18 protein-coding genes are annotated in these 20,574 nt (G+C 73.3%); 14 read left to right on the top strand and 4 right to left on the bottom strand.

Features of this window, described 5'->3' with window-relative positions:
• Positions 1–83: 83 nt before the first annotated feature.
• The gene (locus tag ACFV57_RS17540; RefSeq protein ID WP_385232258.1) at positions 84–1,958 is read left to right on the top strand and encodes a choice-of-anchor A family protein; all 1,875 of its coding nucleotides are present in this window, start codon (positions 84–86) and stop codon (positions 1,956–1,958) included.
• Between the two features lie 8 nt (positions 1,959–1,966).
• Here ACFV57_RS17540 and ACFV57_RS17535 read toward each other — a convergent pair whose 3' ends face one another.
• Together ACFV57_RS17535 and ACFV57_RS17530 are read right to left on the bottom strand one after the other, a co-directional pair.
• Positions 1,967–2,518: a heme-degrading domain-containing protein gene (locus ACFV57_RS17535; RefSeq protein WP_385232255.1), complete on the bottom strand. Its 552-nt coding sequence runs from the start codon at positions 2,516–2,518 to the stop codon at positions 1,967–1,969.
• Positions 2,515–3,612 carry a Gfo/Idh/MocA family oxidoreductase gene (locus ACFV57_RS17530; RefSeq protein ID WP_385232252.1) on the bottom strand — a complete coding sequence of 366 codons (1,098 nt, stop codon included), beginning with the start codon at positions 3,610–3,612 and terminating at the stop codon, positions 2,515–2,517. The genes ACFV57_RS17535 and ACFV57_RS17530 overlap by 4 nt, the downstream gene beginning before the upstream one ends.
• A gap of 56 nt (positions 3,613–3,668) precedes the next feature.
• Between ACFV57_RS17530 and ACFV57_RS17525 the strand changes: the two genes are divergently transcribed.
• The 13 genes from ACFV57_RS17525 (at position 3,669) to ACFV57_RS17465 (ending at position 16,314) form a co-directional block, all read left to right on the top strand.
• Positions 3,669–4,871 carry an ROK family transcriptional regulator gene (locus ACFV57_RS17525; protein ID WP_385232249.1) on the top strand — a complete coding sequence of 401 codons (1,203 nt, stop codon included), beginning with the start codon at positions 3,669–3,671 and terminating at the stop codon, positions 4,869–4,871.
• A gap of 148 nt (positions 4,872–5,019) precedes the next feature.
• Positions 5,020–5,436, top strand: a complete 417-nt coding sequence (locus ACFV57_RS17520) for a hypothetical protein (protein WP_385232246.1) — start codon at positions 5,020–5,022, stop codon at positions 5,434–5,436.
• 33 nt (positions 5,437–5,469) lie between these two features.
• Positions 5,470–6,228, top strand: coding sequence for a GntR family transcriptional regulator (locus ACFV57_RS17515; RefSeq protein ID WP_385232243.1), 759 nt, complete (start codon positions 5,470–5,472; stop codon positions 6,226–6,228).
• 132 nt (positions 6,229–6,360) lie between these two features.
• Positions 6,361–7,482, top strand: coding sequence for a TIGR03364 family FAD-dependent oxidoreductase (locus tag ACFV57_RS17510; protein ID WP_385232240.1), 1,122 nt, complete (start codon positions 6,361–6,363; stop codon positions 7,480–7,482).
• Positions 7,483–7,487: 5 nt separating this feature from the next.
• Complete coding sequence (locus ACFV57_RS17505; RefSeq protein ID WP_385232237.1) at positions 7,488–8,231, top strand: phosphonatase-like hydrolase; 744 nt, start codon at positions 7,488–7,490, stop codon at positions 8,229–8,231.
• The gene (locus ACFV57_RS17500) at positions 8,228–9,379 is read left to right on the top strand and encodes an ABC transporter ATP-binding protein (protein WP_385232234.1); all 1,152 of its coding nucleotides are present in this window, start codon (positions 8,228–8,230) and stop codon (positions 9,377–9,379) included. Before ACFV57_RS17505 ends, ACFV57_RS17500 begins: the two co-directional genes overlap by 4 nt.
• The gene (locus ACFV57_RS17495) at positions 9,372–10,325 is read left to right on the top strand and encodes a 2-aminoethylphosphonate ABC transporter permease subunit (RefSeq protein ID WP_385232233.1); all 954 of its coding nucleotides are present in this window, start codon (positions 9,372–9,374) and stop codon (positions 10,323–10,325) included. Before ACFV57_RS17500 ends, ACFV57_RS17495 begins: the two co-directional genes overlap by 8 nt.
• On the top strand, positions 10,312–11,109 hold the full coding sequence (locus ACFV57_RS17490; RefSeq protein WP_385232230.1) for an ABC transporter permease: 798 nt from the start codon (positions 10,312–10,314) through the stop codon (positions 11,107–11,109). Before ACFV57_RS17495 ends, ACFV57_RS17490 begins: the two co-directional genes overlap by 14 nt.
• 47 nt (positions 11,110–11,156) lie before the next feature.
• The gene (locus ACFV57_RS17485) at positions 11,157–12,215 is read left to right on the top strand and encodes a 2-aminoethylphosphonate ABC transporter substrate-binding protein (protein ID WP_385232227.1); all 1,059 of its coding nucleotides are present in this window, start codon (positions 11,157–11,159) and stop codon (positions 12,213–12,215) included.
• Between the two features lie 198 nt (positions 12,216–12,413).
• Positions 12,414–13,193, top strand: a complete 780-nt coding sequence (locus ACFV57_RS17480) for an HAD-IIA family hydrolase (protein WP_385232224.1) — start codon at positions 12,414–12,416, stop codon at positions 13,191–13,193.
• Between the two features lie 130 nt (positions 13,194–13,323).
• On the top strand, positions 13,324–14,139 hold the full coding sequence (locus ACFV57_RS17475) for a hypothetical protein (protein WP_385232221.1): 816 nt from the start codon (positions 13,324–13,326) through the stop codon (positions 14,137–14,139).
• A complete protein-coding gene (locus tag ACFV57_RS17470) occupies positions 14,129–14,842 on the top strand; it encodes a class F sortase (RefSeq protein WP_385232218.1) in 714 nt (237 codons plus the stop codon). The genes ACFV57_RS17475 and ACFV57_RS17470 overlap by 11 nt, the downstream gene beginning before the upstream one ends.
• A 404-nt stretch (positions 14,843–15,246) precedes the next feature.
• Positions 15,247–16,314 carry a glycoside hydrolase family 6 protein gene (locus ACFV57_RS17465; RefSeq protein WP_385232215.1) on the top strand — a complete coding sequence of 356 codons (1,068 nt, stop codon included), beginning with the start codon at positions 15,247–15,249 and terminating at the stop codon, positions 16,312–16,314.
• A gap of 159 nt (positions 16,315–16,473) precedes the next feature.
• Here ACFV57_RS17465 and ACFV57_RS17460 read toward each other — a convergent pair whose 3' ends face one another.
• Both ACFV57_RS17460 and ACFV57_RS17455 read right to left on the bottom strand, forming a co-directional pair.
• Positions 16,474–18,447: a galactose oxidase-like domain-containing protein gene (locus ACFV57_RS17460; RefSeq protein ID WP_385232212.1), complete on the bottom strand. Its 1,974-nt coding sequence runs from the start codon at positions 18,445–18,447 to the stop codon at positions 16,474–16,476.
• Entirely contained in the window at positions 18,444–20,492 is a 2,049-nt protein-coding gene (locus ACFV57_RS17455; RefSeq protein WP_385232209.1) for a glycosyltransferase family 2 protein, read from the bottom strand. The genes ACFV57_RS17460 and ACFV57_RS17455 overlap by 4 nt, the downstream gene beginning before the upstream one ends.
• Positions 20,493–20,574 lie beyond the last annotated feature (82 nt).

Here is a 20,574-nt window from a genome sequence, read left to right as displayed (position 1 = left end):
GGCTGTCGGCTGGACAGGGGGACTTGCCGTACGCGTGCGCGGGCCGTCCGGCTGCCGGGACGGTCCGCGCACATAGTGCGTATATGCTTGCAAAAAAGACAAAACGGTCCCATGTGGTGGCCGCCGCCGCACTGGGAGCCGTGGCCGCCGTGCTCCTCGGCCTGTTCGCGGCGTTCGGCTTCGCGGCCCCGCTGCCCGACGGCCTCGGGCCGTGCCTGGGAAGCCAGTGCCCGCCCTCGTACTCCGATCCGAACAACGGACCGGTCCCCGGACGGGACGAGAACATCAACATCTTCGTCGGCGGGGACTTCCGCGTCGGCGGATCGGCCGCCGAGGCCGAGGGGAAGATCGTCACCCTCGGCGGCTTCAGCATGAACAAGACCGGCGGGTCCAGCGTCTACAACGTGGGCATCGTCGGCGTGGGCTCCCGGGTGCCGCCGCCCAACGGCTCCGACTTCCTGACCGTGGGCGGCGACGTCACCATCGCCTCCGGCCAGCGGCTGCTCGCCGAGGAGGGCAGCACCCGAGGAGTCGTCGCCTACGAAGGCAGTCTCAGTGGCACGGTGATCCCCCAGGCGGACCAGCGGCCGGGCGCCGCCGACCCGTACCGCAGGCTGGTGCCCGACCTCACGGCGAGCAGCCAGTGCTACGCGCGGACCGGCGGCGGACAGCGGCCCGCGACCGGCACCGCCGTCAACCAGGGCTACTCGACGGTCTTCACCGGCGACGGCACGTCCGCCCTCCAGGTCTTCAACGTCGACTTCGACCTCGCGGGCCGCAACGGCGGGGCCCAGGGCATCACCTTCACGGGCATCCCGCAGGGCGCGACCGTCCTGGTCAACATGCTCGGCGACGCCCGTACCGTCAACACCTACATCGGCCACGACCTCCAGCCGCCCGGCATCCGCGAGCGGCTGCTGTGGAACTTCCCGGACGCGAACACGGTCGAGTTCAAGGGCGGCGCGCAGTTCCAGGGCAGTGTGCTGGTCGGCAAGCAGGGCAGTACGACGACGGTGTCCGTGCCGGGCATGAACGGCCGGTTCTTCACCGTGGGTTCGCTGGTGCACACCTCGACATCCGGTGCCGAGATGCACAGCTACCCGTTCAACGGGGACCTGCCGGACTGCCGCGAGCCGAGCCCGACACCCACCCCGACGCCGTCTCCCACGGAGCCGTCGCCGTCTCCCACGGACGAGCCCTCCCCGAGTCCTACGGACCCGAGCCCGTCGCCGACCGACGAGCCCTCCCCGTCGCCGACCGACGAGCCGTCCCCGTCTCCCACGGACGAGCCGTCCCCGTCGCCGACCGACGAGCCCTCCCCGTCGCCGACGGACGAGCCGTCACCCACGCCGACCGAGCCGAGCCCGACGCCGACGGAACCGTCACCGACCCCCACGCCGACGGAGCCGACCCCGTCACCGATCGAGCCGACCGCGTCTCCCGGCGAGCCGAGGCCGACGCCGACCGAGCCGACCCCGTCCCCGACGGAGCCGACCCCGTCTCCCAGCGAGCCGAGGCCCACTCCCACCGAGCCACGCCCGACGCCGACCGAGCCGACCCCGTCCCCCACGGAGCCGACACGCCCGCCGTCGCCGACTCCCACCGAGCCGACCCCGTCCCCGACGGAGCCGACATCCGTCCCGACCGAGCCGACCTCGCAGCCCACCGAACCGACCTCGCAGCCCACCGAGCCGACCACGGAGCCCACCGAACCCACCCCGGAACCGTCCCCCACCGAGCCGACCGCTTCTGCGTCACCGACCGCCCCCACCCCGGAGCCCACGGACTCCTCCTCCGGCGGTCCCGTGCCCAGCCCCGGGCCGACGGATGACGGGGACCAGCTGGCGCACAGCGGCAGCACCTTCCGGGACCCGCTGTTCATCGGGGCGGCAGCGGCCGCCGTCGTCAGCGGTGTGGTGCTCGTACTGATCATCCGCACTCGCCGCCGCTCCGGCTGACCTTCGGGTCAGTTGGCCGGCCGCTGCTCGATGTAGCGCCCCAGGGCGTCGACCACCAGCGCGTGGTCGTCGCCCTGGGGGAGGCCGGAGACCGCGACCGTGCCGACGACTCCCGTACCGCGCAGCCGTACGGGGAAGGCGCCGCCGTGCGCGGCGTAGCGGTCGGGGTCGAGCCGGGACGATTCCTCGAAGGTGCGGCCCTTGGCGCGGAAACGGGCGCCTACGAGGTACGAGGACTCCGCGTACCGTTCGACGACCCGGCGCTTGCGCTCGATCCACGCGTCGTTGTCCGCCGACGTACCCGGCAGCGCGCAGTGGAACAGCTGCTGGGCGCCGCGCCGGATGTCCACCGTCACGGCGGCGCCGCGTTCGCGCGCCAGGTCCGTCAGCAGGCAGCCGAGGCGCCAGGCCGCCTCGTTGTCGAAGCTGTCCAGGACCAGGCGGCGTTCCTGCTCCTCCAGTTCGCGGATCTGGTGGCGGGCGGCCTCGCGCTCGTCCGTGCCGTGCGCGGCGCTGCCGCTCGTACCGTTCATGCCGGTCGTGCCGGTCGTGGCGCTCATGCCGACTCCCCGATCCGGACCGTGCGGCCCTCGGCCGCCGACGTCTTCGCCGCCTCCAGGACGCGCAGCGTGGCCGCCGCCTCCCTGGCGTCCACCGGCGGCCTGCCTCCGGTGCGCAGCGCTTCCGCGACGGCGGCGTAGTACGCGGGGTAGTCGCCGGGCAGCGTCGGTACGGGATCTCCGCCGCCGGTCAGCGGGGACTCTCCGGAGCCGATCCGGCCCCACGCCGATTCCGGCTCGGCGCCCCAGCCGCCCGGGGTGTCACCGGGCCGCCGGCCCTCGCGCAGTGCCGCTTCCTGCGGGTCCAGGCCGTACTTCACGTAGCCCGCGCGGCTGCCGAGCACCCGGAAGCGCGGGCCGAGCTGGGCGGTGGTCGCGCTGACCCACAGGTGGGAGCGGACGCCGTCGGCGTGGGTGAGGGCGAGGAACGTGTCGTCGTCGGCCTCGGCGCCCGGACGGCGGACGTCGGACTCGGCGTAGACCTGGGTGACCGGCCCGAAGAGGGCGAGTGCCTGGTCGGCGACGTGGCTGCCGAGGTCGTACAGCAGTCCGCCGATCTCCGCCGGGTCGCCGGACTCGCGCCAGCCGCCCTTGGGCTTGGGCCGCCAGCGCTCGAAGCGCGACTCGAAGCGCTGGACGTCGCCGAGCGCGCCCTCGGTGACCAGCTTGTGCAGCGTGCGGAAGTCGTTGTCCCAGCGGCGGTTCTGGAAGACGGAGAGCAGCAGGCCGCGCTCGTCGGCGAGGGCGGCCAGCCCGTCGGCCTCGGCGGCGGTCCCGGCGAGCGGCTTGTCGACGACGACCGGCAGCCCGGCCCGCAGCGCGGCCTCGGCGAGCGGCACATGCGTCTTGTTGGGGGACGCGATGACGACCAGGTCCAGCTCGCCGGCCCGGGCCAGGACCTCGTCGGGGGTGGCGACCGTACGGACCCGGGGGTGTTCGGCGCGGGCTTGGGCCTGCCGGTCCGGGCTGCTGGTGGAGACGGTGTCCAGCACCAGGCCGTCGGTGGCGGCGATCAGCGGGGCGTGGAAGACCGAGCCGGCCAGGCCGTAGCCGATCAGGCCGACGCGGAGGGGTGTGCCGGGAGAGTCGTTCATGCCACCCACTTAAGCAACGCTGTTGCCAAAGTGCAAGCAATACGGACAATGGACGGGTGACCAGCAACGACCCCGCCGAACGTGTCGCCGCCCCGCCCCCCGGTGGGGCCGCCGCCCCGGCCCCCGCGCCCGCCGGCGGCGGAGCCGGCCTGACCGCCCTGCGCGGCCACAACGCCGCCCTGCTGCTGGGGCTGCTGCGGACGGCGGGACCGGCGGGCGTCAGCAGACTGGAGCTCGCCGCGCACACGGGGCTGACACCGCAGGCCGTCAGCAAGATCCTCGCCCGGCTGCGGGCGGACGGCCTGGTGGCCGAGGCGGGCCGGCGGGCCTCCACCGGCGGCAAGCCGCGTACGGTGCTGTGCCTGGTCCCCGAAGCGCGGTACGCGATCGGCCTGCACCTGGACCGCGACGAGCTGACCGCGGTCCTCGCCGACCTCGCGGGCCGCACCGTCGCGGAGCGCACCGCCCCGCTCGACTTCGGCGCGGGCGCCCCCGCCGTCCTCGACGCGGTGGCCGGGCAGCTCGCCGCCCTGCCGGACGAGGCCCGCTCGTCCCGCGTCCTGGGCGTCGGCGCCGCCTGCCCGGGGCCGCTGGACCACACGGCCGGGGTGCTGCGCCGGGTCACCGGCTTCCCGGACTGGGACGGCTTCCCGCTGCGCGACGCGCTCGCCGAACGGCTCGGCCTGCCCGTCGTCCTGGACAAGGACACCAACGCCGCGGCACTCGGCCTCGCCCGGCGCGAGCCCGGCGGGCGCGGTTCGTTCGGCTACCTCCACCTCGGTACGGGCCTGGGTGCGGGCCTGGTGCTCGGCGGCGCGCTGTACCGGGGCGCCAGGACCGGCGCGGGGGAGTTCGGGCACCAGGTGGTGCAACTGGACGGCCCGCCCTGCGGGTGCGGCAAGCGCGGCTGCGTCGAGGCGCTGTGCCTCGACAGCGCGGCGCGCGGCGAGGCCGCCGAGGCGGCGCGCATCCTGGGCGTCGGCGCGGCCAACCTCGTGGAACTGCTCGACATCGACCGGGTACTGCTCGGCGGCCGTACGGTGCTGGCGCGCCCCGATGTGTATGTACGCGGCGTGGCCTATGCCCTGGCCGAACAGGCCCGCGTACGTGGCGACGGCGGTACGCCCGCGATTCCCGTGGCCCTGGCCGAGGGGGGCGCGCGGGCGGTCGCGGACGGCGCGGCGCATCTCGTCCTGGCGCCGCTGTTCGGGGTGCCGGGGGCGCCGTTCGGGGGCGAGGCGGCGGCGGAACTGCGCTGAACGCGCGGCATTCGGGCGATCGGCGGCCCGCACCGGGGCGTCGGACCCGCGGGAGCGGCCCCGCATGGCAAGGTCCCAAACCGACCGGTCATACGAGCGGCCTGGTGTGGCCCCCGTCGCCTGAGCTGATCGAGCAGGAGCGTCCGTCATGCCCGTGCGTCCGCCCCGCGCACTGCTGCGCGCCACCCTTCCGGCGGCCTTGCTGTCCGTATCCCTCCTGACCGCCACGCCACCGGCCCAGGCCGTCACGCCGCCGGCCCAGGCCGTCACGCCGCCGGCCCAGGCCGTCACGCCGCCGGCCCACGCCGTCACGCCGCCGGCCCACGCCGCGGCGTCCGTGACCCGTACGGCAACCGCCCCCGCGGGCGCCGTCGAAGCCGCGGCCGTCGCGCGGGCCGAGGCGCCCGCCACCGACGCTCCGTCCCGCCCCGCGCCGCATCCCCACCTGGCCGACACCGGTTCGCCGGGGGTGGTCCGTATGGGGGCCGCTGCCATGGTGTTCCTGACCGCGGGCGTGTTCCTCGTGGCGGCGGCCCGCCACCTGCGCGGGCGCCGAGCCCCCTGATCCGCCCGCCGCCGGGGGTGCGAGGATCGGCCGGTGGACTACCCGAACGGCCAGGAACCTGGCGCACCGATCCGCTCCGGCATCCCCGAGCACGGACGCATCCCCAAGTACTACGCGGCGAAGGTCCAACTGGCATCGCTTCTGGACGAGTTGGGTGAGGGCGGGGCGCTGCCGACCGAGCGCGACCTGGCCCTGCGCTTCGAGGTCTCCCGGGAGACCCTGCGCCAGGCGCTGCGCGAACTCCACCTGGAGGGGCGGCTGCGGCGCCTCGGCCGCGGCACGGTCGTGGCGGGTCCGAAGCTGGAGCAGCCGCTGTCCCTGGCCAGTTACACCGAAGGCGTACGGAAGCAGGGGCGGCGGCCGGGCCGTCATCTGGTCGGCCTGGACCGCTTCCCCGCGCCGGAGAGGCTGGCCGGTGAGCTGGGTCTGCGGGCCGGTGACGAGGTGTGGCACTTGGAGCGGGTGCTGCTCGCGGACGACGAGCGGGTGGGGCTGGAGAGCACGTACGTCGCCGTGGCGCGCGTGCCGCGCCTGGACTCGGAGTTCGAGCCCGACTCCTCCTTCTACGCCTACCTCCACGAGCGGCTGGGCATCGGTTTCGGTGACGCGGACGAGCGCCTGGAGACCGTACTGGCCACCCCGCGCGAGGCCCTGCTGATCGGTACGCCGGGCGCGCTGCCGATGCTGCTGATCCACCGCCTCTCGCGGGACACCCGGGGCCTGCCGCTGGAGCGGGTGCGCTCGCTGTATCGCGGCGACCGGTTCTCCTTCACGACCCACCTGGGCGGCTGACCCCGCTCGCCTCCGCACACCCTCTATTCATCACGGAACGATAACGGGTCTAGGCCAACCTTGCGCCCCTGTTCACCCCCACGTCGTCTCGCGGACCGCCGCGGGTCACCCGCTCCCACGACCGTTTCGGACATGCGAGTCATAGTTGTCGGAGCCGGGGTGCTGGGGACCATGCACGCCTGGGAAGCGGTCCAACGCGGCCACGAGGTCGTGCACATCGAGCGGGAGACCGAGGCGCGCGGGGCCTCGGTGCGCAATTTCGGGCTGGTCTGGGTCGGCGGGCGGGCCGGCGGTGAGGAGCTGGCGACCGCGCTGCGGGCCCGCGAGCTGTGGGAGGGCGTCGGGGAGCGGGTGCCCGGTCTCGGCTTCCGGGCGAACGGTTCGCTCACCGTCGTCCGCGACGACGCCGAACGCGCTGTCGCCGAGGCCGCCGCCCGCCGCCCCGACGCCGCCGCCCGGGGCTACAAACTGCTCGGCGCCGACGAGGTACGCGCCCTGAACCCCGCCCTGCGCGGCGAGTTCGCCGGTGCGCTGTGGTGCGAGCGGGATGCGGCGGTGGAGCCCCGTACCGCTCAGCGCGCGCTGCGCGAGGCGCTGTCGGCGTCCGGCCGCTACACCTTCCTCGGCGGGCGCGAGGTCCGCCAGGTGGTGGGCGAGCGTTCCGTACGCGACGACCACGGCGACCTGCACGAGGGCGACGCCGTCGTGCTGTGCACCGGCGCCTGGCTCGGCGGCCTCGTGCGCGAGCTGGTGCCGGACCTGCCGGTGCGCCGCGTCCGGCTGCAGATGATGCAGACCGCCCCGCTCGGCGAGGCGCTGACCACCTCTGTCGCCGACGCGGACAGTTTCCGCTACTACCCGGCGTACGGCGGGCCCGAGCTGGACGCATGGGCCGCGGCCCGGCCGCAGCCGCCCGTCGCCGCCGAACACCGGATGCAGCTGCTGATGGTGCAGCGCGCGGACGGCGGCCTGACCATCGGCGACACACACGAGTACGACACGCCCTTCGGCTTCGACGTCGTCGAGGACCCGTACGAGCACCTGACCGGAGTCGTCGAGACGCTCCTCGGGCGCCCGCTCCCGGCCGTGCGCCGCCGCTGGGCCGGGGTGTACGCGCAGTGCACGGACACCTCGCGTGTCGTGCACCGGCAGCAGGTGCGCGACGGCGTCTGGCTGGTCACCGGGCCGGGCGGGCGCGGCATGACCTGCTCCCCGGCGCTGGCCGAGGACACCGCGAACGAGATCGGGTGGTGAACGCGATGACCGTCGACAACACGGAGGACGGACGCATCCCGCTCGTCGTGCTCGACATGGCGGGAACGACGGTGGCCGACGGCGGACTGGTCGAGCAGGCCTTCGCCGCCGCCGCCGAGCGCCTCGGCGTGACGCCCGGCAGCGCCGAGCACGCCGAGCAACTGGCCTATGTCCGCGCCACCATGGGCGAGTCGAAGATCTCCGTCTTCCGGCACCTGTTCGGTGACGAGGAGCGGGCCCGGCGCGCCAACACGGCCTTCGAGGAGGCCTACGGGGAACTCGTCGACGCCGGGCGCATCGCCCCCGTACCCGGCGCGCGGCAGGCCATCGAAGCCCTGCAGGAAGCGGGCCGTACGGTCGTGCTGACCACCGGCTTCGCGCGCGTCACCCAGGACGCCATCCTGGACGCGCTCGGCTGGCGGGACCTCGTGGCGCTCACCCTGTGCCCCGCCGACGCGGGCGGGCGCGGGCGTCCGTACCCGGACCTGGTGCTGGCGGCGCTCCTGCGCACCGGCGCCGCCGACTCCGTACGGCAGGTCGCGGTCGCCGGCGACACCTCGTACGACATGCTCTCCGGACGCCGCGCGGGCGCCTCGGTCGTCGCCGGTGTCCTGACCGGTGCCCACGACGAGGCCGCGCTGCGCGGCGCGGGCGCCACCCACGTCCTCGGCTCGGTGGCCGAACTGCCCGCCCTGCTCGACGGGCGGGGCCGGCCGGGCGGCATCCCGCGGCCGGAGCGCCCCTCATGAGCGCGCCCGCCGAAACGGCCGCCGGGGCCCGGGGCCCGGCGGCCCCCTCGACCACCGGCCATACGGCCGCCACCCCCTCCGGCATCCGCTTCGACAACGTCTCCGTCGCGTACGGCGGGAACGTCGTCCTGGACTCCTTCGACCTGACCGTCGAGCCGGGCGAGGTGATGGCGCTGCTCGGCCCGTCCGGCTCGGGCAAGACCACCGCGCTGCGGGCCGTCGCCGGGTTCGTACGGCCGTGTGCCGGGCGGGTGCTGATCGGCGGCCGGGACATGACCGGGCTGCCGCCGCACCGGCGCGGCATCGGCATGGTCGTCCAGCAGTACGCGCTCTTCCCGCACCTGCGCGTCGAGGACAACGTCGCCTTCGGCCTCAAGGCCCGGCGCGGACGCACCGCGTCCCGTGCCGAGACCGCGGCGCGGGTGGCGGAGGCCCTGGAGATGACCGGCATGGCCGCGTACGCCAGGCGCTACCCGCGCGAGCTGTCCGGCGGGCAGCAGCAACGGGTCGCCATCGCGCGCGCCCTGGCCATCCGGCCCGGCGTGCTGCTCCTGGACGAGCCGCTGTCCGCCCTCGACGCCCGGCTGCGCTCCGGGATGCTCGCCGAACTGGCGCGGCTGCACCGGGAACTGCCGGACGTGTCCATCCTCTACGTCACCCACGACCAGGTGGAGGCGCTGACGCTCGCGGACCGTATCGCCGTCATGGACCGGGCGCGGCTGCGCGACTGCGGCACCCCGCAGGACCTCTACCGGCGCCCTCGCACCGAGTTCACCGCCTCCTTCGTCGGCAACGCCAACCTGCTGCCGGTGACGGCCGGTCCGGACGGTACGGCGGACTTCGCCGGTACGCGGCTGGCCGTGACGCCCTCCGACGGCGCCGCGCCCGGCGCGTCCGCCACGCTGTGCGTGCGCCCGCACCTGGTCGGCCTCGGCGAGGGCCCCAACACCCTGCGCGGCCACGTCACCGAGGTGCAGTGGCGCGGCGCGACCCACCGGGTGTACGCGGACGTGGCCGGGCACCGCGTCATGGCCGACGTGCGGGAGCTGCGGACGACGCCCGAGCCGGGCGCCGGGATCGCCCTGCACTTCGCCGCCGAGGACGCGGTGCTGCTGCCGGCGGGGGCGGGGAGCGCGGCCGATGAGTAGGCCGGACACGCTCTCGCCGCCGCCGGTCGCGAGCCGCCCGGCGCCGCCGGACCGCGCCGCCGAGAAGCGGCGTACCGGCCGGGTCGCGCCGCTCCTGTGGGCCCTGCCCCCGCTCGCCGCGCTCGCCCTCGTCTTCCTCTGTCCGCTGGCCCTGGTCGTACGGCAGTCCTTCACGGGGGAGGAGGGCGGCGCGCCGTCCACCGCCCCGTACGCGCAGGTCTTCGCCGAGGCGTCGTTCCGTGACGCGCTCGGCAACACCGTGCTGATCGCCGTCGGCGCGACCGCCGGGTGCCTGCTGCTCGGCTTCGTCCTCGCGCTGGTGATCGCGTTCGTACCGTTCCCGGGCAGCCGGGCGCTGAGCCGCTTCATCGACGTCTTCCTCGCCTTCCCGTCCTTCCTGATCACCCTCGCCCTGCTCTTCGTGTACGGCTCGGCCGGGCTGGCCAACGGGCTGTGGACGGACGCCACCGGCGCGGCGGACGGGCCCTTCGACTTCCTGCACACCCCCTGGGGCGTGCTGCTCGCCGAGATCACGTACTTCACGCCCTTCGTGATGCGCCCGCTGCTCGCGGCCTTCTCCCAGGTGGAGACCGGGCAGCTGGAGGCCGCGGCCTCGCTCGGCGCGCGGCCCGCCCGGGTCGTACGGAAGGTGATCTGGCCCGAGGCGCTGCCGTCGCTGGCGGCGGGCGGCGCGCTCGTCCTCGTGCTGACGCTGAACGAGTTCGGGATCGTGCTGTTCACCGGCGCCAAGGACGTGGTCACGCTGCCCGTGCTCGTCTACACCAAGGCCATCCTGGACGGCGACTACACGGGGGCGTGCGTCGTCGCCGTCGTCAACGTCGTGCTGTCCGTGGCCCTTTACGCCCTGTACCGGACCGTGGCCGCACGGGCGGGCGCGGGCAGTACACCGTCGGCGGGAGGTGCCGGCCGCCGTGCTCGTGCATAGCAAAGGGGCCCGCCGGGCCGCCTGGACCGTGTTCTTCGCGCTGTTTCTGCCGGTCTTCGCGCTGCCGCTGCTGGTCGTCGTCGCGGCGTCCTTCGCGAGCAGCTGGAGCGGCGCGCTGCCGTCCGGACCGACGACGGCGCACTACTGGGACATCGCGCAGGGCGATTCCCTGGAGGCGCTGGTCACCAGCCTGGTCACGGCCGTCGCCGCGAGCCTGCTCGCGCTGGTCGCCGGGACCTGGGCCGCGCTGGCCGCCCAGCGCCTGCGTCCGCGCGCCCGCCGCGTCCTCGACGGTCTGTTCGTACTGCCGGTGGCGGTGCCGTCCGTCGTCGTGGGCCTGTCGCTCCTGGTCGCCTTCTCGCAGCCGCCGCTGCTGCTGAACGGCACCCCGCAGATCGTGGTCATCGCCCACACGGTCCTGGTCACCGCCTTCGCGTACCAGTCCGTGACGGCCGCGCTGGCCCGTCTGGACCCGGCGTACGAGCAGAGCGCCGCCAGCCTCGGCGCGCGCCCCGCCTACGTCCTGTGGCGCGTCAAACTGCCCCTGCTGCTGCCGTCCCTGACCGCCGCCGCCGGCCTGTGCTTCGCCCTGTCGATGGGCGAGCTGAGCGCCACGATGATGATCTACCCGCCGGACTGGATGCCGCTGCCGGTGCAGGTCTTCACCACCACCGACCGGGGGTCCCTGTTCGCCGGTGCCGCGCTCGCGGTGGCGCTGATGGCCGCCACGCTGCTCGTCCTGCTGGCCGTCTCCCGTATCCGCACCAAGTCCTCGTACCGCTGACGCGCGCCCGTCACCGGCCCCACACCCCCAAGGAGTGACGTCACGTCATGCGCAGCCACCTCAAGCCGACCGCCGCCGCCTGCGGCGCACTGCTCCTCGGCGCCGCCCTGACCGGCTGCGGCGGCGCTTCCCGCGCCGACGCCCGGGAGATCACCGTCTACAGCGCCGACGGCCTGCGCGGCGCGAAGGGCGACGGCTTCTACGACCGGGTCTTCAAGGACTACGAGAAGCGGACCGGCATCAAGGTCAACCTGGTCGAGAGCGGGTCCGGCGCCGCCGTGCAGCGGCTGGCCCGGGAGAAGGCCAACACCAAGGCGGACATCGTGGTGACCCTGCCGCCGTTCATCCAGCAGGCCGACGGCAAGGGCCTGCTGGAGACCTACCGCCCCAAGGGCTCCGAGCAGGTCGCCGCCGCGGACAAGGACCCGAACGGCAAGTGGACCGCCGTCGTCAACAACTACTTCTGCTTCATCTACAACAAGCAGCAGCTCAAGCAGCCGCCCCGCACCTGGCAGGACCTGACGGACGCCCGCTTCGAGAACAAGCTCCAGTACTCCACGCCGGGCGTCGCCGGGGACGGCACCGCCGTCGTCGTCCAGGCCCTGCACGACTTCGGCGGCCAGGGCCCGGCCATGGCATTCCTCAAGAAGCTCCAGGCCAACAACGTCGGCCCGTCCTCCTCCACCGGGCAGCTCGCGCCCAAGACCGACAAGGGCGAACTCCTCGTCGCCAACGGCGACGTGCAGATGAACTACGCCAACATGAAGTCCATGCCGAACCAGGGCATCTTCTTCCCGGCCGCCCGGCCCGGCGCCAAGCCGTCCACGTTCGCCCTGCCGTACGCGGCCGGGCTGGTCAAGAACGCCCCGCACGCGGCCCAGGCCAGGAAGTTCCTGGACCACCTGCTCTCGCCCGAGGTGCAGAAGCAGGTCTCCGCGGTCGGCGGCGGTTTCGCGGCCCGTACGGATGTCCGGCCCACCGACCGCAACGCCGCCGAACTCGCAAAAATCATGAACGATGTCGACATCTTCCGCCCGGACTGGAACGACATCGACAAGAACCTGTCCACTTATCTCGACGCCTGGAAGACGGCGACGGGCAGCTGACCGCCGCCCCTGCCCCGCCGCGGGCCCAGGGTTCCGGGCCCGCGGCGGGGTCAAGATCGCGACGGCTGACTTAGGCTGGGGGCGTCGGCCGTACGTACGAGACGCAGGTCACCCGAGGTGGCGTGCGGTGCGCACGGGACCCGCGACGGCGCGGGCGCGGCCGGCACCCTGGCAGACACGCACGGCGGGAGACCGGCAGTGGCAGAGCGCAAGCCGATCGAGTCATGGCTGACCGACATGGACGGGGTGCTGATGCACGAGGGCATCCCCGTGCCCGGCGCCGACGCCTTCATCAAGCGCCTGCGCGAATCGGGCAAGCCCTTCCTCGTCCTGACCAACAACTCCATCTACACCCCGCGCGACCTGCACGCCCGGCTGAACCGCATCGGCCTGGACGTGCCCTGGGAGTCCATCTGGACCTCCGCGCTGGCCACCGCCCAGTTCCTGGACGAGCAGCGGCCGTCCGGCACCGCGTACGTGATCGGCGAAGCGGGCCTGACCACCGCCCTGCACGACATCGGGTACGTGCTCACCGACCACGAGCCCGATTACGTCGTGCTCGGCGAGACCCGTACGTACAGCTTCGAGGCGCTCACCAAGGCCATCCGGCTCATCAACGACGGCGCCCGCTTCATCGCCACCAACCCCGACGAGACCGGTCCCTCGGCGCAGGGCGTGCTGCCCGCGACCGGCTCGGTGGCCGCGCTGATCACCAAGGCCACGGGCGTCGAGCCGTACTTCGTCGGCAAGCCCAACCCGCTGATGATGCGGCACGGCCTGAACGTCATCGGCGCGCACAGCGAGAGCTCCGCGATGATCGGCGACCGGATGGACACCGACGTGCTGGCCGGGCTGGAGGCGGGCATGGAGACGTTCCTGGTGCTGACCGGGCTGACCGGCAAGGGCGACATCGAACGGCACCCGTTCCGCCCGTCGCGGGTCGTCGACTCCATCGCCGACCTCGTCGATCTCGTGTAACCGGGGCGCGGCCCGGCCCGGAGAGCGCCGCCGGACGACGGCCGCTCACCCGGACGGCGCAGCGCCGGGCCGCACCAGGATGCGGGACCGGGCCGCCGGGCGGACCTTCGGAAGTGTTCGGAGGTTCACCATGCGCTCACCGGGAACGACTCTCTGTGCCGCCCTGGCGGTGGCCGCGCTGACTCCCGCGCCCGCGCTCGCGGCGGCGGGCCGGGCACCGGGCGCCGCGGCCGGCACCGTCGCGGTCACCCCGTCGGCCGTCGCGCCGGGCACCGACGCGGCCCTCCAGGTCACCGGCTGCGCGGGCCGTGCGGGCCGGGCCGTCTCGGAGGCCTTCGTCGACGCCGTACCGCTGGCGCGGGTCGCCGCGGGGCTGGTGGGGGACGCGCGGGTGCGCTCCTCAGCGGACCCCGGCACCTACGACGTCCTTGTGCAATGCGACGGCGAGGACGCGCGCGCAGCGGGCTCCTTCGAGGTCGTCCCGGCCTCCGCGGCACCCGCCGGGCGCGACGGAGAGGACACGGGGGCGGACGCGGGCGCCGGAGCGCGGGACGAAAGCCTCCAGGGCGAAGGCCTCCAGGACGAAGGCGTGGCCGGGGAGGCCGCCGGCTCCGTGGCGTCCGACTCCCTCGCCGCCCCTGCCGCGGGCCCCGCTTCCCCCTCCGCGCCGGTACGGGCCGGAGGCGGGGGGACGGCCCCGCGGCCGCACCGGGCCGGAGCGCGTACGGCGGACGCCGCCGCGGGACCGCGGGCCGCGGCGCCGCCGCAGGCGTCGCGCACCGTGCTGGTCCGGACGGCGGCCGTCCAGACGGCCGCCGGTCACGAGGGCGACAGCGCCTACGCGGTGGGACTGGTACTCGCGGGGGGCGCGATCCTCGCGCTCACCGGACAGGTGCTGCGGATGCGGCGCCGTCGCAAGGGATCGGACGACGGCGATGCGGGCTGACGACCACCCGGTGGCGGACCGCCGCCACCCGCACGGCCACTGCCACGTACGGATGGCCGCCGGTGTCGCCTGGGCCGTACTGCTGCTGGGACTGTGGCTGTGGGGGCGGGACCTGACGGACGGCGGCGACCTGGCGAAGGGACCGACCACCGGTGACGTCGCGGCCGTCGGCCGCCCCCTCGAACAGGACCTGCCCGCCGCCCACGCGCCCCTGGCCACTTCGCCGGGCGGCCGTCCCACCGAGGTCGCGGTCGGCGCGCTGGGCGTACGGGCCGGGGTCGTGGAGACCGGTCTGGACGCGACCGGCGCCGTCGACACGCCGCCCTACCGCACGCCCGGCCTCGCCGGCTGGTACGGGAAGGGGCCGCAGCCGGGCACCGCGGGCGCCGCGGTCCTGGTCGGGCACGTCGACACGACGAGCGGGCGCGCGGTCTTCCACCGCCTCGGCAGCCTCAAGCCGGGGCAGCCGGTGGACGTCCGCAGGGAGGACGGCGGCACCGCCCGGTTCACCGTCGAGGACGTCAAGATCTACGACCGCGGGAGCTTCGCGCCGCGCAAGGTCTACGGCGCGCACGTGCCGGGCCGCGCGGAACTGCGCCTGATCACCTGCGCCGGGACCTTCGACCACGAGCGGGACGCCTACACCGCCAACGTCGTCGTGCACGCCTACCTCACCGGCACCACGCCACCACAGGCCGGTTGAGCCCCAGGAGGGGAGGGGGACGGGGCCCCGGAGCCGACCGTTCCCGGCCGGCGGCTCGCTCCCCCTGAACCGCCGACCGGCCGGTCCTCGACCGCCGGTATGTCAGGACTGCGGGAGTTGCCCTGCCGCCGGCGGGAGGTGCGTGGGCGCCTGGACTCAGACGCGTGCACGAGCCCGACCGGGGGCTGGGGCCAGGTGACCAACAAGAAGCTCACACTGGACTTCACTGTAGGACGACAGCACGGCGGCGCCTAGGGGGAGTTGGGCAACGGCACCGTCCGCCCGGTCGTTTTCGGCCGGGCGGGCGGGGGCGTAACAGGTTGTCCACAGGCCGGACTGCGGCTGAGAGGCATGTGCCAGGATGGATTCGACCGGTCTTGTCCCGTGCTCCGAGGGGGGAGTGGATGTACGGCAATGTTCGGGAATCCGGGGGCGGGCCCCCGGGTGAGCGCCGCGCCGCGCGCCGGCGCGGGGTGTCCGGCGCGGCATCGGCGTTGGGGGCGCTGCTGCTGCTCTCCGGGTGTTTCTCGTCGTCCGACGACGGCGAGGGCGACGGCGCGTCCGCGTCCACGCCGCGCCAGCAGCCCAAGTCCACCGTGCCGTACTGGGTCAACCCGGACGGCAAGGCGGCCCGGCAGGCCGCCGCGTACGCCAAGGACGGCCAGTCCGACGACGCCCGCCAGATCGAGAAGATATCGGCGCAGCCGGTGGCCGAGTGGCTGGGCGTAGAGGACCCGCAGGGCCAGGCCCGCGGCTTCACGGAAGCGGCGGCCAAGGCCGACCGCGAGGCGCTCCTCGTCCTGTACAACATCCCGCACCGCGACTGCGGCAGCTATTCCAAGGGCGGCGCCTCGGACGGCAACGCCTACCGTGCCTGGCTGGACGGCGTCCTCAAGGGCATCGGGGACCGCCCGACGACGGTCGTGCTGGAGCCGGACGCGCTGCCGCACATCGAGGACCAGTGCACCCCCGAGCAGTTCCACGAGGAGCGCTACGCCCTGCTGACCGAGGCCGTCGGCAAGCTCAAGGCGCTCCCGCACACCAAGGTCTACCTGGACGCGGGCAACCCGCACTGGATCAAGGACCCCGGCCGGATGGCCGAGCCCCTCAAGCGGGCCGGCCTCGACCGGGCCGACGGCTTCGCGCTGAACATCTCCAACTTCCAGACCACCGAGGAGAACAGGAAGTACGGCAAGCGGCTCTCCGCGATGGTCGGCGGCAAGCACTTCGTCATCGACACCAGCCGCAACGGCAACGGCCCCGCCCCCGGCGGCGACGACCCGGAGAACTGGTGCAATCCGCGCGGTCGGGCCCTGGGCGCGACACCGACGGCCCGCACCGGCGATCCGCTCGTGGACGCCTACCTGTGGATCAAGCGGCCCGGCGAGTCCGACGGGACGTGCAAGGGCGGTCCCAAGGCGGGCGAGTGGTGGCCCGAGTACGCGCTGGAGCTGGCCCGCAACACGAAATAGCCGTACGGGACAGCCGTACGGGCCGGACCGCCGCCGCCCCGGCCCGTACGTATCGCCGCAGACCGCCCCGCCCCGTACGCGACGGCGCGGGGCCCCGGCCCGTAGGGAACGCCGCGGGGCGCCCCGGAGTACCCGGAGCGCCCCGCACCCGTCACCGGCTCAGTTCAGGCCCAGCCCCTTCAGCTCGGCCGCGGACGCCGTCGGCACCTTCACCCACACCGCCTCGGACGGCGTGCCCTGGTCGTCCACGGCGTTGAGCATGTACCAACCGGGCGGCACCAGCGTCGGGTCCTTCGGCAGCGTGACCGTGACACCGTCCTTGGACGCGGTGAAGTCCAGCGCGACGGACCGCTGTTCGATGTTGGTGACGTGGGTGAACGAGCCCGGCCGGATCAGCCGCATCTTCTTGATCGACGACGCGTGCCTGGTCCCGTACGTGGCCTTGCCGCCCAGCTTCACCGTCTTCGGCCCCGGGTCCGTCAGCTGCGGCCGCGAGTCCCGATAGCGGTACGGCGGCGTCCAGATGTCGATCTGCTGCTGGAAGACGCCGGGCTTGGTGTTGTCCTTGTCGGCGAACAGCGAGTCGGAACCGAACGTCATCACCCGCCCGTCCGGCAGCAGCAGCGCCCCGGAGTGGTAGTTGCGCCCGACCAGCGGATCGGCCACCGCCCGCGAGGTGTTGGCCTTCGGGTCGTACAGTTCGGCGCTGAGGACGTTGCTGTCGCTGCGCCCCCGGTAGTCGCCGGAGCCGTTGGTGGTGAGCACCGTGTCGTCGGGAAGGATCACGCTGCTCGGGTAGCGCGCCTTCGCGTACAGCGGCGGGCCGTCCTTGAAGCGCGGCCGGTCGGCGTGCAGGTCGACCAGCCGGGTCTTGTCGGTCGCCTTGGGGTCCTCGCCGACCCCGCCGCCGCCCAGCACCATGTACCGCTGCTGCTGCGCCGGCGGCAGCAGCACGGACATCGAGGTCTCCAGCACGTCCGGGTCGCTCATCCCGGGGATGATCTGGAACTTGTTGGTCTTCAGGTCCCAGATGCCGGGGGTGCGCCCGATGTTGTCGGGCCCGTACCCGGCGTTGGACCCGGTGTAGAGCAGCCGGCCCTTCTCGGTGAGGAAGAGCGCGGGGTAGGTCGGGAAGAAGCGCTGCTTGGGCAGGTACGTCCACTTCTTCGTCTTCGGGTCGTAGATCTCCTGCTTGCCGGGGACGACCTGCCCGATCTCGTCGAGCCCCGAGGTGGACAGCACCTTGCCGTCCTCCAGGCCGGTCAGCGTCGGATACCAGCGGGCCTCGTTCATCGGGTCGACCGGGAGGTAGCGCTCGGCCACCGGGTCGAACTCGAACGAGTCCTTGATCCCCTGGAAGTCCTTCTTGTCGAAGGACAGCTTCTGCGCGATGCCGTAGAAGTTGCGGGCGTCGGCGCCGGTCAGGCCGTGGATACGGTAGTTGTCCTGGGCGCCGGTGGAGTACGCGCGGCCCTCCTTGAGCGCCTCCACGTAGACCCGGGCCTCGCTGTGGGTGACCGTGACCTTGCCGGTCCTCGGGTCCGCCTTCTTCTTGGCGCGCGGGACCACGACCGGGTCCTTGGACGCGAAGGTCTTCCCGTTCTTCTTGCCGGTGAACAGTGTCCCGGCCGGGAACGTCTTCGGCGCGTCCGGGTTCTCGTTGTAGACGATCATCAGCCCGCCGGCCTTCTTCACGTCGCCGCCGAGCTTCTCGTAGCGCTGGGTGCCGCCGGCCACCAGCAGCTTGCCGTCCGGCAGCTGGGTGTGGCCCGCGCAGAAGAGGTCCTTCGGGGTGGGGATGTTCTTGAAGGTGTTCTTCCGCGGGTCCCACAGGACGGTACGGAAGGACTTCGCCGCGAAGTTCTTGGCGTTGTTCCCGGACCCGGCGACCAGCAGCACCTTGCCGGTGTGCAGCAGCGCGGCGTGAATCGTGTTGATCTTGTACTCGGGCGGTACGTCGACCACGTCCCAGTGGCCGTTCGCCGCCTTGTACTCGGGCTGGTTGATCTTGTACTGGTGGTACTGCTCCGAAACGAACCCGAACAGCGCCGGGCCGTTCATCCCGGCCAGCGCGGCCACCACCGCCGCGCCGATCGCGATCCTCCGGGTGCGACGGCTCGGACGGTACTTCATGTGTGGCGTCCCCCAAGGGCGATCTGCGCGGTCTGGTCGGCGGAGGCGGTACGGCGGCCCCGGTCGTCAGGGGCCGCGTGCCCGCCGGGCCCGGCCCGGCCGCCCGGCGCGGCGGAGCCCGGTGACGAGGCCGCCGGACCCGGTACGACCCGGCCGGAGCCGGTGCCGTCGTCGGCCGCCCAGCTCGGCTGCCGCTGCGGATGCGGTGCCTGCTGCGGCCCGTCGCCGGACGCCGGCGTGTCCCCGCGCGACTTCCCGCGCCTTTCCTGCCGGATGCCCCAGCGCCAGGCGAAGACGGGCGCCGCGGTGATCAGCAGGGCCAGTACGGCCCAGGTGACCATCGCCGGATGGCTGTGCCCGAAGTAGAACGAGGCGCTCAGCGAGCCCCCGAAGACCAGGATGAAGAACAGGTGCACCCGGAACGTGCCGAAGAGGGTGTCCGGGCTGGAGGAGTCGCCCTTCGGCGTCACCACGAACTTGCTCTTGCGGCGCAGCGCCGCGTCGAACAGCGACCGCGCGTAGATCGGCGCGGAGAGCGCGGACATCACCATGCCGGCCACACCGCCGGAGCCCTCCGGCTCGTGCGGCGAGACGTTGTGCCGGCGGTTCCACACGTACAGCCCGATCTGGAGGGCCGAGGCGTTGCCGTACAGCATCATCCACACCGACGGGTCGATCTGGACACCCGAGGCGCCCAGCCCCAGGAACAGCGCGCAACTGAGCGCCGCCAGAATCCAGTTCATGGCGGACATCGGGTAGAAGATGACCATCATCGTGTAGTTGAAGAACGTGCCCGGCGGCAGCGTGAAGGGCGCCTTCCAGAACTGCTTGAGGAGGGTCTCGTACGTCCCGCGCGACCAGCGCAGCTGCTGGGTGAAGAAGTCCGTCCAGGCGGTGGGGCCTTCGCCGACCGCCAGCACGTCCGGGGTGTAGACCGAGCGCCACTTCTTCCCGGTGTCCGGGTTGCGGTGCCGGTGCATCTCGAAGCCCGTCGCCATGTCCTCGGTGATCGAGTCGTACAGGCCGCCGATCTGCTTCAGGGCCTTGATGCGTACGGCGTTGGAGGTGCCGACGAACATGGGCGCGCCGTAGCGGTTGCCGGCGCGCTGGATCAGCGCGTGGAAGAGGAACTGCTGCGACTCCGCCGCCTTGGTGACGAACGTGTCGTAATTGCCGTACACCTGGGGGCCGATGACGAAGCCGACGTTCGGGTCGCGGAAGAAACCGAGCATCCGCTCCAGGTAGTTGGGCAGCGGCACATGGTCGGTGTCGACGGAGGCGAAGTAGTCGTAGCCGTCGCCGTGCGCCTGGAGCCAGGCGTTGTAGTTTCCGTGCTTGGTCTTGGCGCGGTGCGGCCCCTTCTTCCGGTTCCACTGCGGGATGCCCTTGCGGGTGAAGTGGTGTACGCCCAGGCGTTCGCATACCGCTTTGACGTCCGGGTCGTCGCCCTCGTCGAGGAGCCAGACGTGCAGCAGGCCGCGGTGGCGCACCTTGACGGCCGCCTCCAGCGTCTTGGTCACCATCTCCAGCGGCTCCTTGCCGGGCACGAAGGAGGTGAGGAAGGCGACGCGGGTGCCGTGTTCGGGGACGACCGGGATGGGGTCGCGGGCCACCAGGGTGGCGTGGGCGTTGGACAGGACGTTCATACACCGGAAGAACTCGATCAGTCCGATCGAGACCAGCATGACGATGTCCAGCACCGGCAGGAAGTCGTAGGCGGGGTGGTCGCGTTCGGTCCAGTGGGCCGGCTGCATCAGCCAGGCGAGCAGGCCGAGCGAGAGCAGGGGAGCGGCGCCGAGCAGTAACGCCGCCCGTATTCGGTGCGGTTCGTCCGCCAGCAGGCTGCGGTAGCGCACGGTGTAGGGCTTGTCGGGGTCCGGCTGGGTCAGCGGCCCGGCGAGGCGGCTGTAGTGCTCGTAGTCGTAGCGCGGCAGCGGTTTGCGCTGTGGCCGGCGCTGCCAGTGCTGGCGCGGCACGCGCAGGCGTGTCGTCGTGGACGGGTCGTACTGGTGCTCCTGTCGGGCGCCGGTAGGCGGCGACGTCATGAGTCCATCCCCCCGGCACGCTTCTGGCTGCGTGCCCGTCTTCTCATGGCCCGGGCCCTCGGTCCCCCTCGACCGGCCCGGG

This window comes from Streptomyces sp. NPDC059788, assembly GCF_042732265.1.
In the GTDB taxonomy this organism is placed as follows: Bacteria; Actinomycetota; Actinomycetes; order Streptomycetales; family Streptomycetaceae; genus Streptomyces.
Note: the sequence above shows the minus strand (reverse complement) of the source record. Positions and strands in the feature narration are given on the sequence as shown.

What these genes read in the sequence shown, in the direction of transcription:
- ACFV57_RS17530 (WP_385232252.1), bottom strand. Translation starts at nt 3,612, where the DNA reads ATGAACGACTCTCCCGGCACACCCCTCCGCGTCGGCCTGATCGGCTAC.
- ACFV57_RS17535 (WP_385232255.1), bottom strand. Translation starts at nt 2,518, where the DNA reads ATGAGCGCCACGACCGGCACGACCGGCATGAACGGTACGAGCGGCAGC.
- ACFV57_RS17455 (WP_385232209.1), bottom strand. Translation starts at nt 20,492, where the DNA reads ATGACGTCGCCGCCTACCGGCGCCCGACAGGAGCACCAGTACGACCCG.
- ACFV57_RS17500 (WP_385232234.1), top strand. Translation starts at nt 8,228, where the DNA reads ATGAGCGCGCCCGCCGAAACGGCCGCCGGGGCCCGGGGCCCGGCGGCC.
- ACFV57_RS17520 (WP_385232246.1), top strand. Translation starts at nt 5,020, where the DNA reads ATGCCCGTGCGTCCGCCCCGCGCACTGCTGCGCGCCACCCTTCCGGCG.
- ACFV57_RS17485 (WP_385232227.1), top strand. Translation starts at nt 11,157, where the DNA reads ATGCGCAGCCACCTCAAGCCGACCGCCGCCGCCTGCGGCGCACTGCTC.
- ACFV57_RS17510 (WP_385232240.1), top strand. Translation starts at nt 6,361, where the DNA reads ATGCGAGTCATAGTTGTCGGAGCCGGGGTGCTGGGGACCATGCACGCC.
- ACFV57_RS17495 (WP_385232233.1), top strand. Translation starts at nt 9,372, where the DNA reads ATGAGTAGGCCGGACACGCTCTCGCCGCCGCCGGTCGCGAGCCGCCCG.
- ACFV57_RS17465 (WP_385232215.1), top strand. Translation starts at nt 15,247, where the DNA reads ATGTACGGCAATGTTCGGGAATCCGGGGGCGGGCCCCCGGGTGAGCGC.
- ACFV57_RS17540 (WP_385232258.1), top strand. Translation starts at nt 84, where the DNA reads ATGCTTGCAAAAAAGACAAAACGGTCCCATGTGGTGGCCGCCGCCGCA.
- ACFV57_RS17505 (WP_385232237.1), top strand. Translation starts at nt 7,488, where the DNA reads ATGACCGTCGACAACACGGAGGACGGACGCATCCCGCTCGTCGTGCTC.
- ACFV57_RS17470 (WP_385232218.1), top strand. Translation starts at nt 14,129, where the DNA reads ATGCGGGCTGACGACCACCCGGTGGCGGACCGCCGCCACCCGCACGGC.
- ACFV57_RS17475 (WP_385232221.1), top strand. Translation starts at nt 13,324, where the DNA reads ATGCGCTCACCGGGAACGACTCTCTGTGCCGCCCTGGCGGTGGCCGCG.
- ACFV57_RS17460 (WP_385232212.1), bottom strand. Translation starts at nt 18,447, where the DNA reads ATGAAGTACCGTCCGAGCCGTCGCACCCGGAGGATCGCGATCGGCGCG.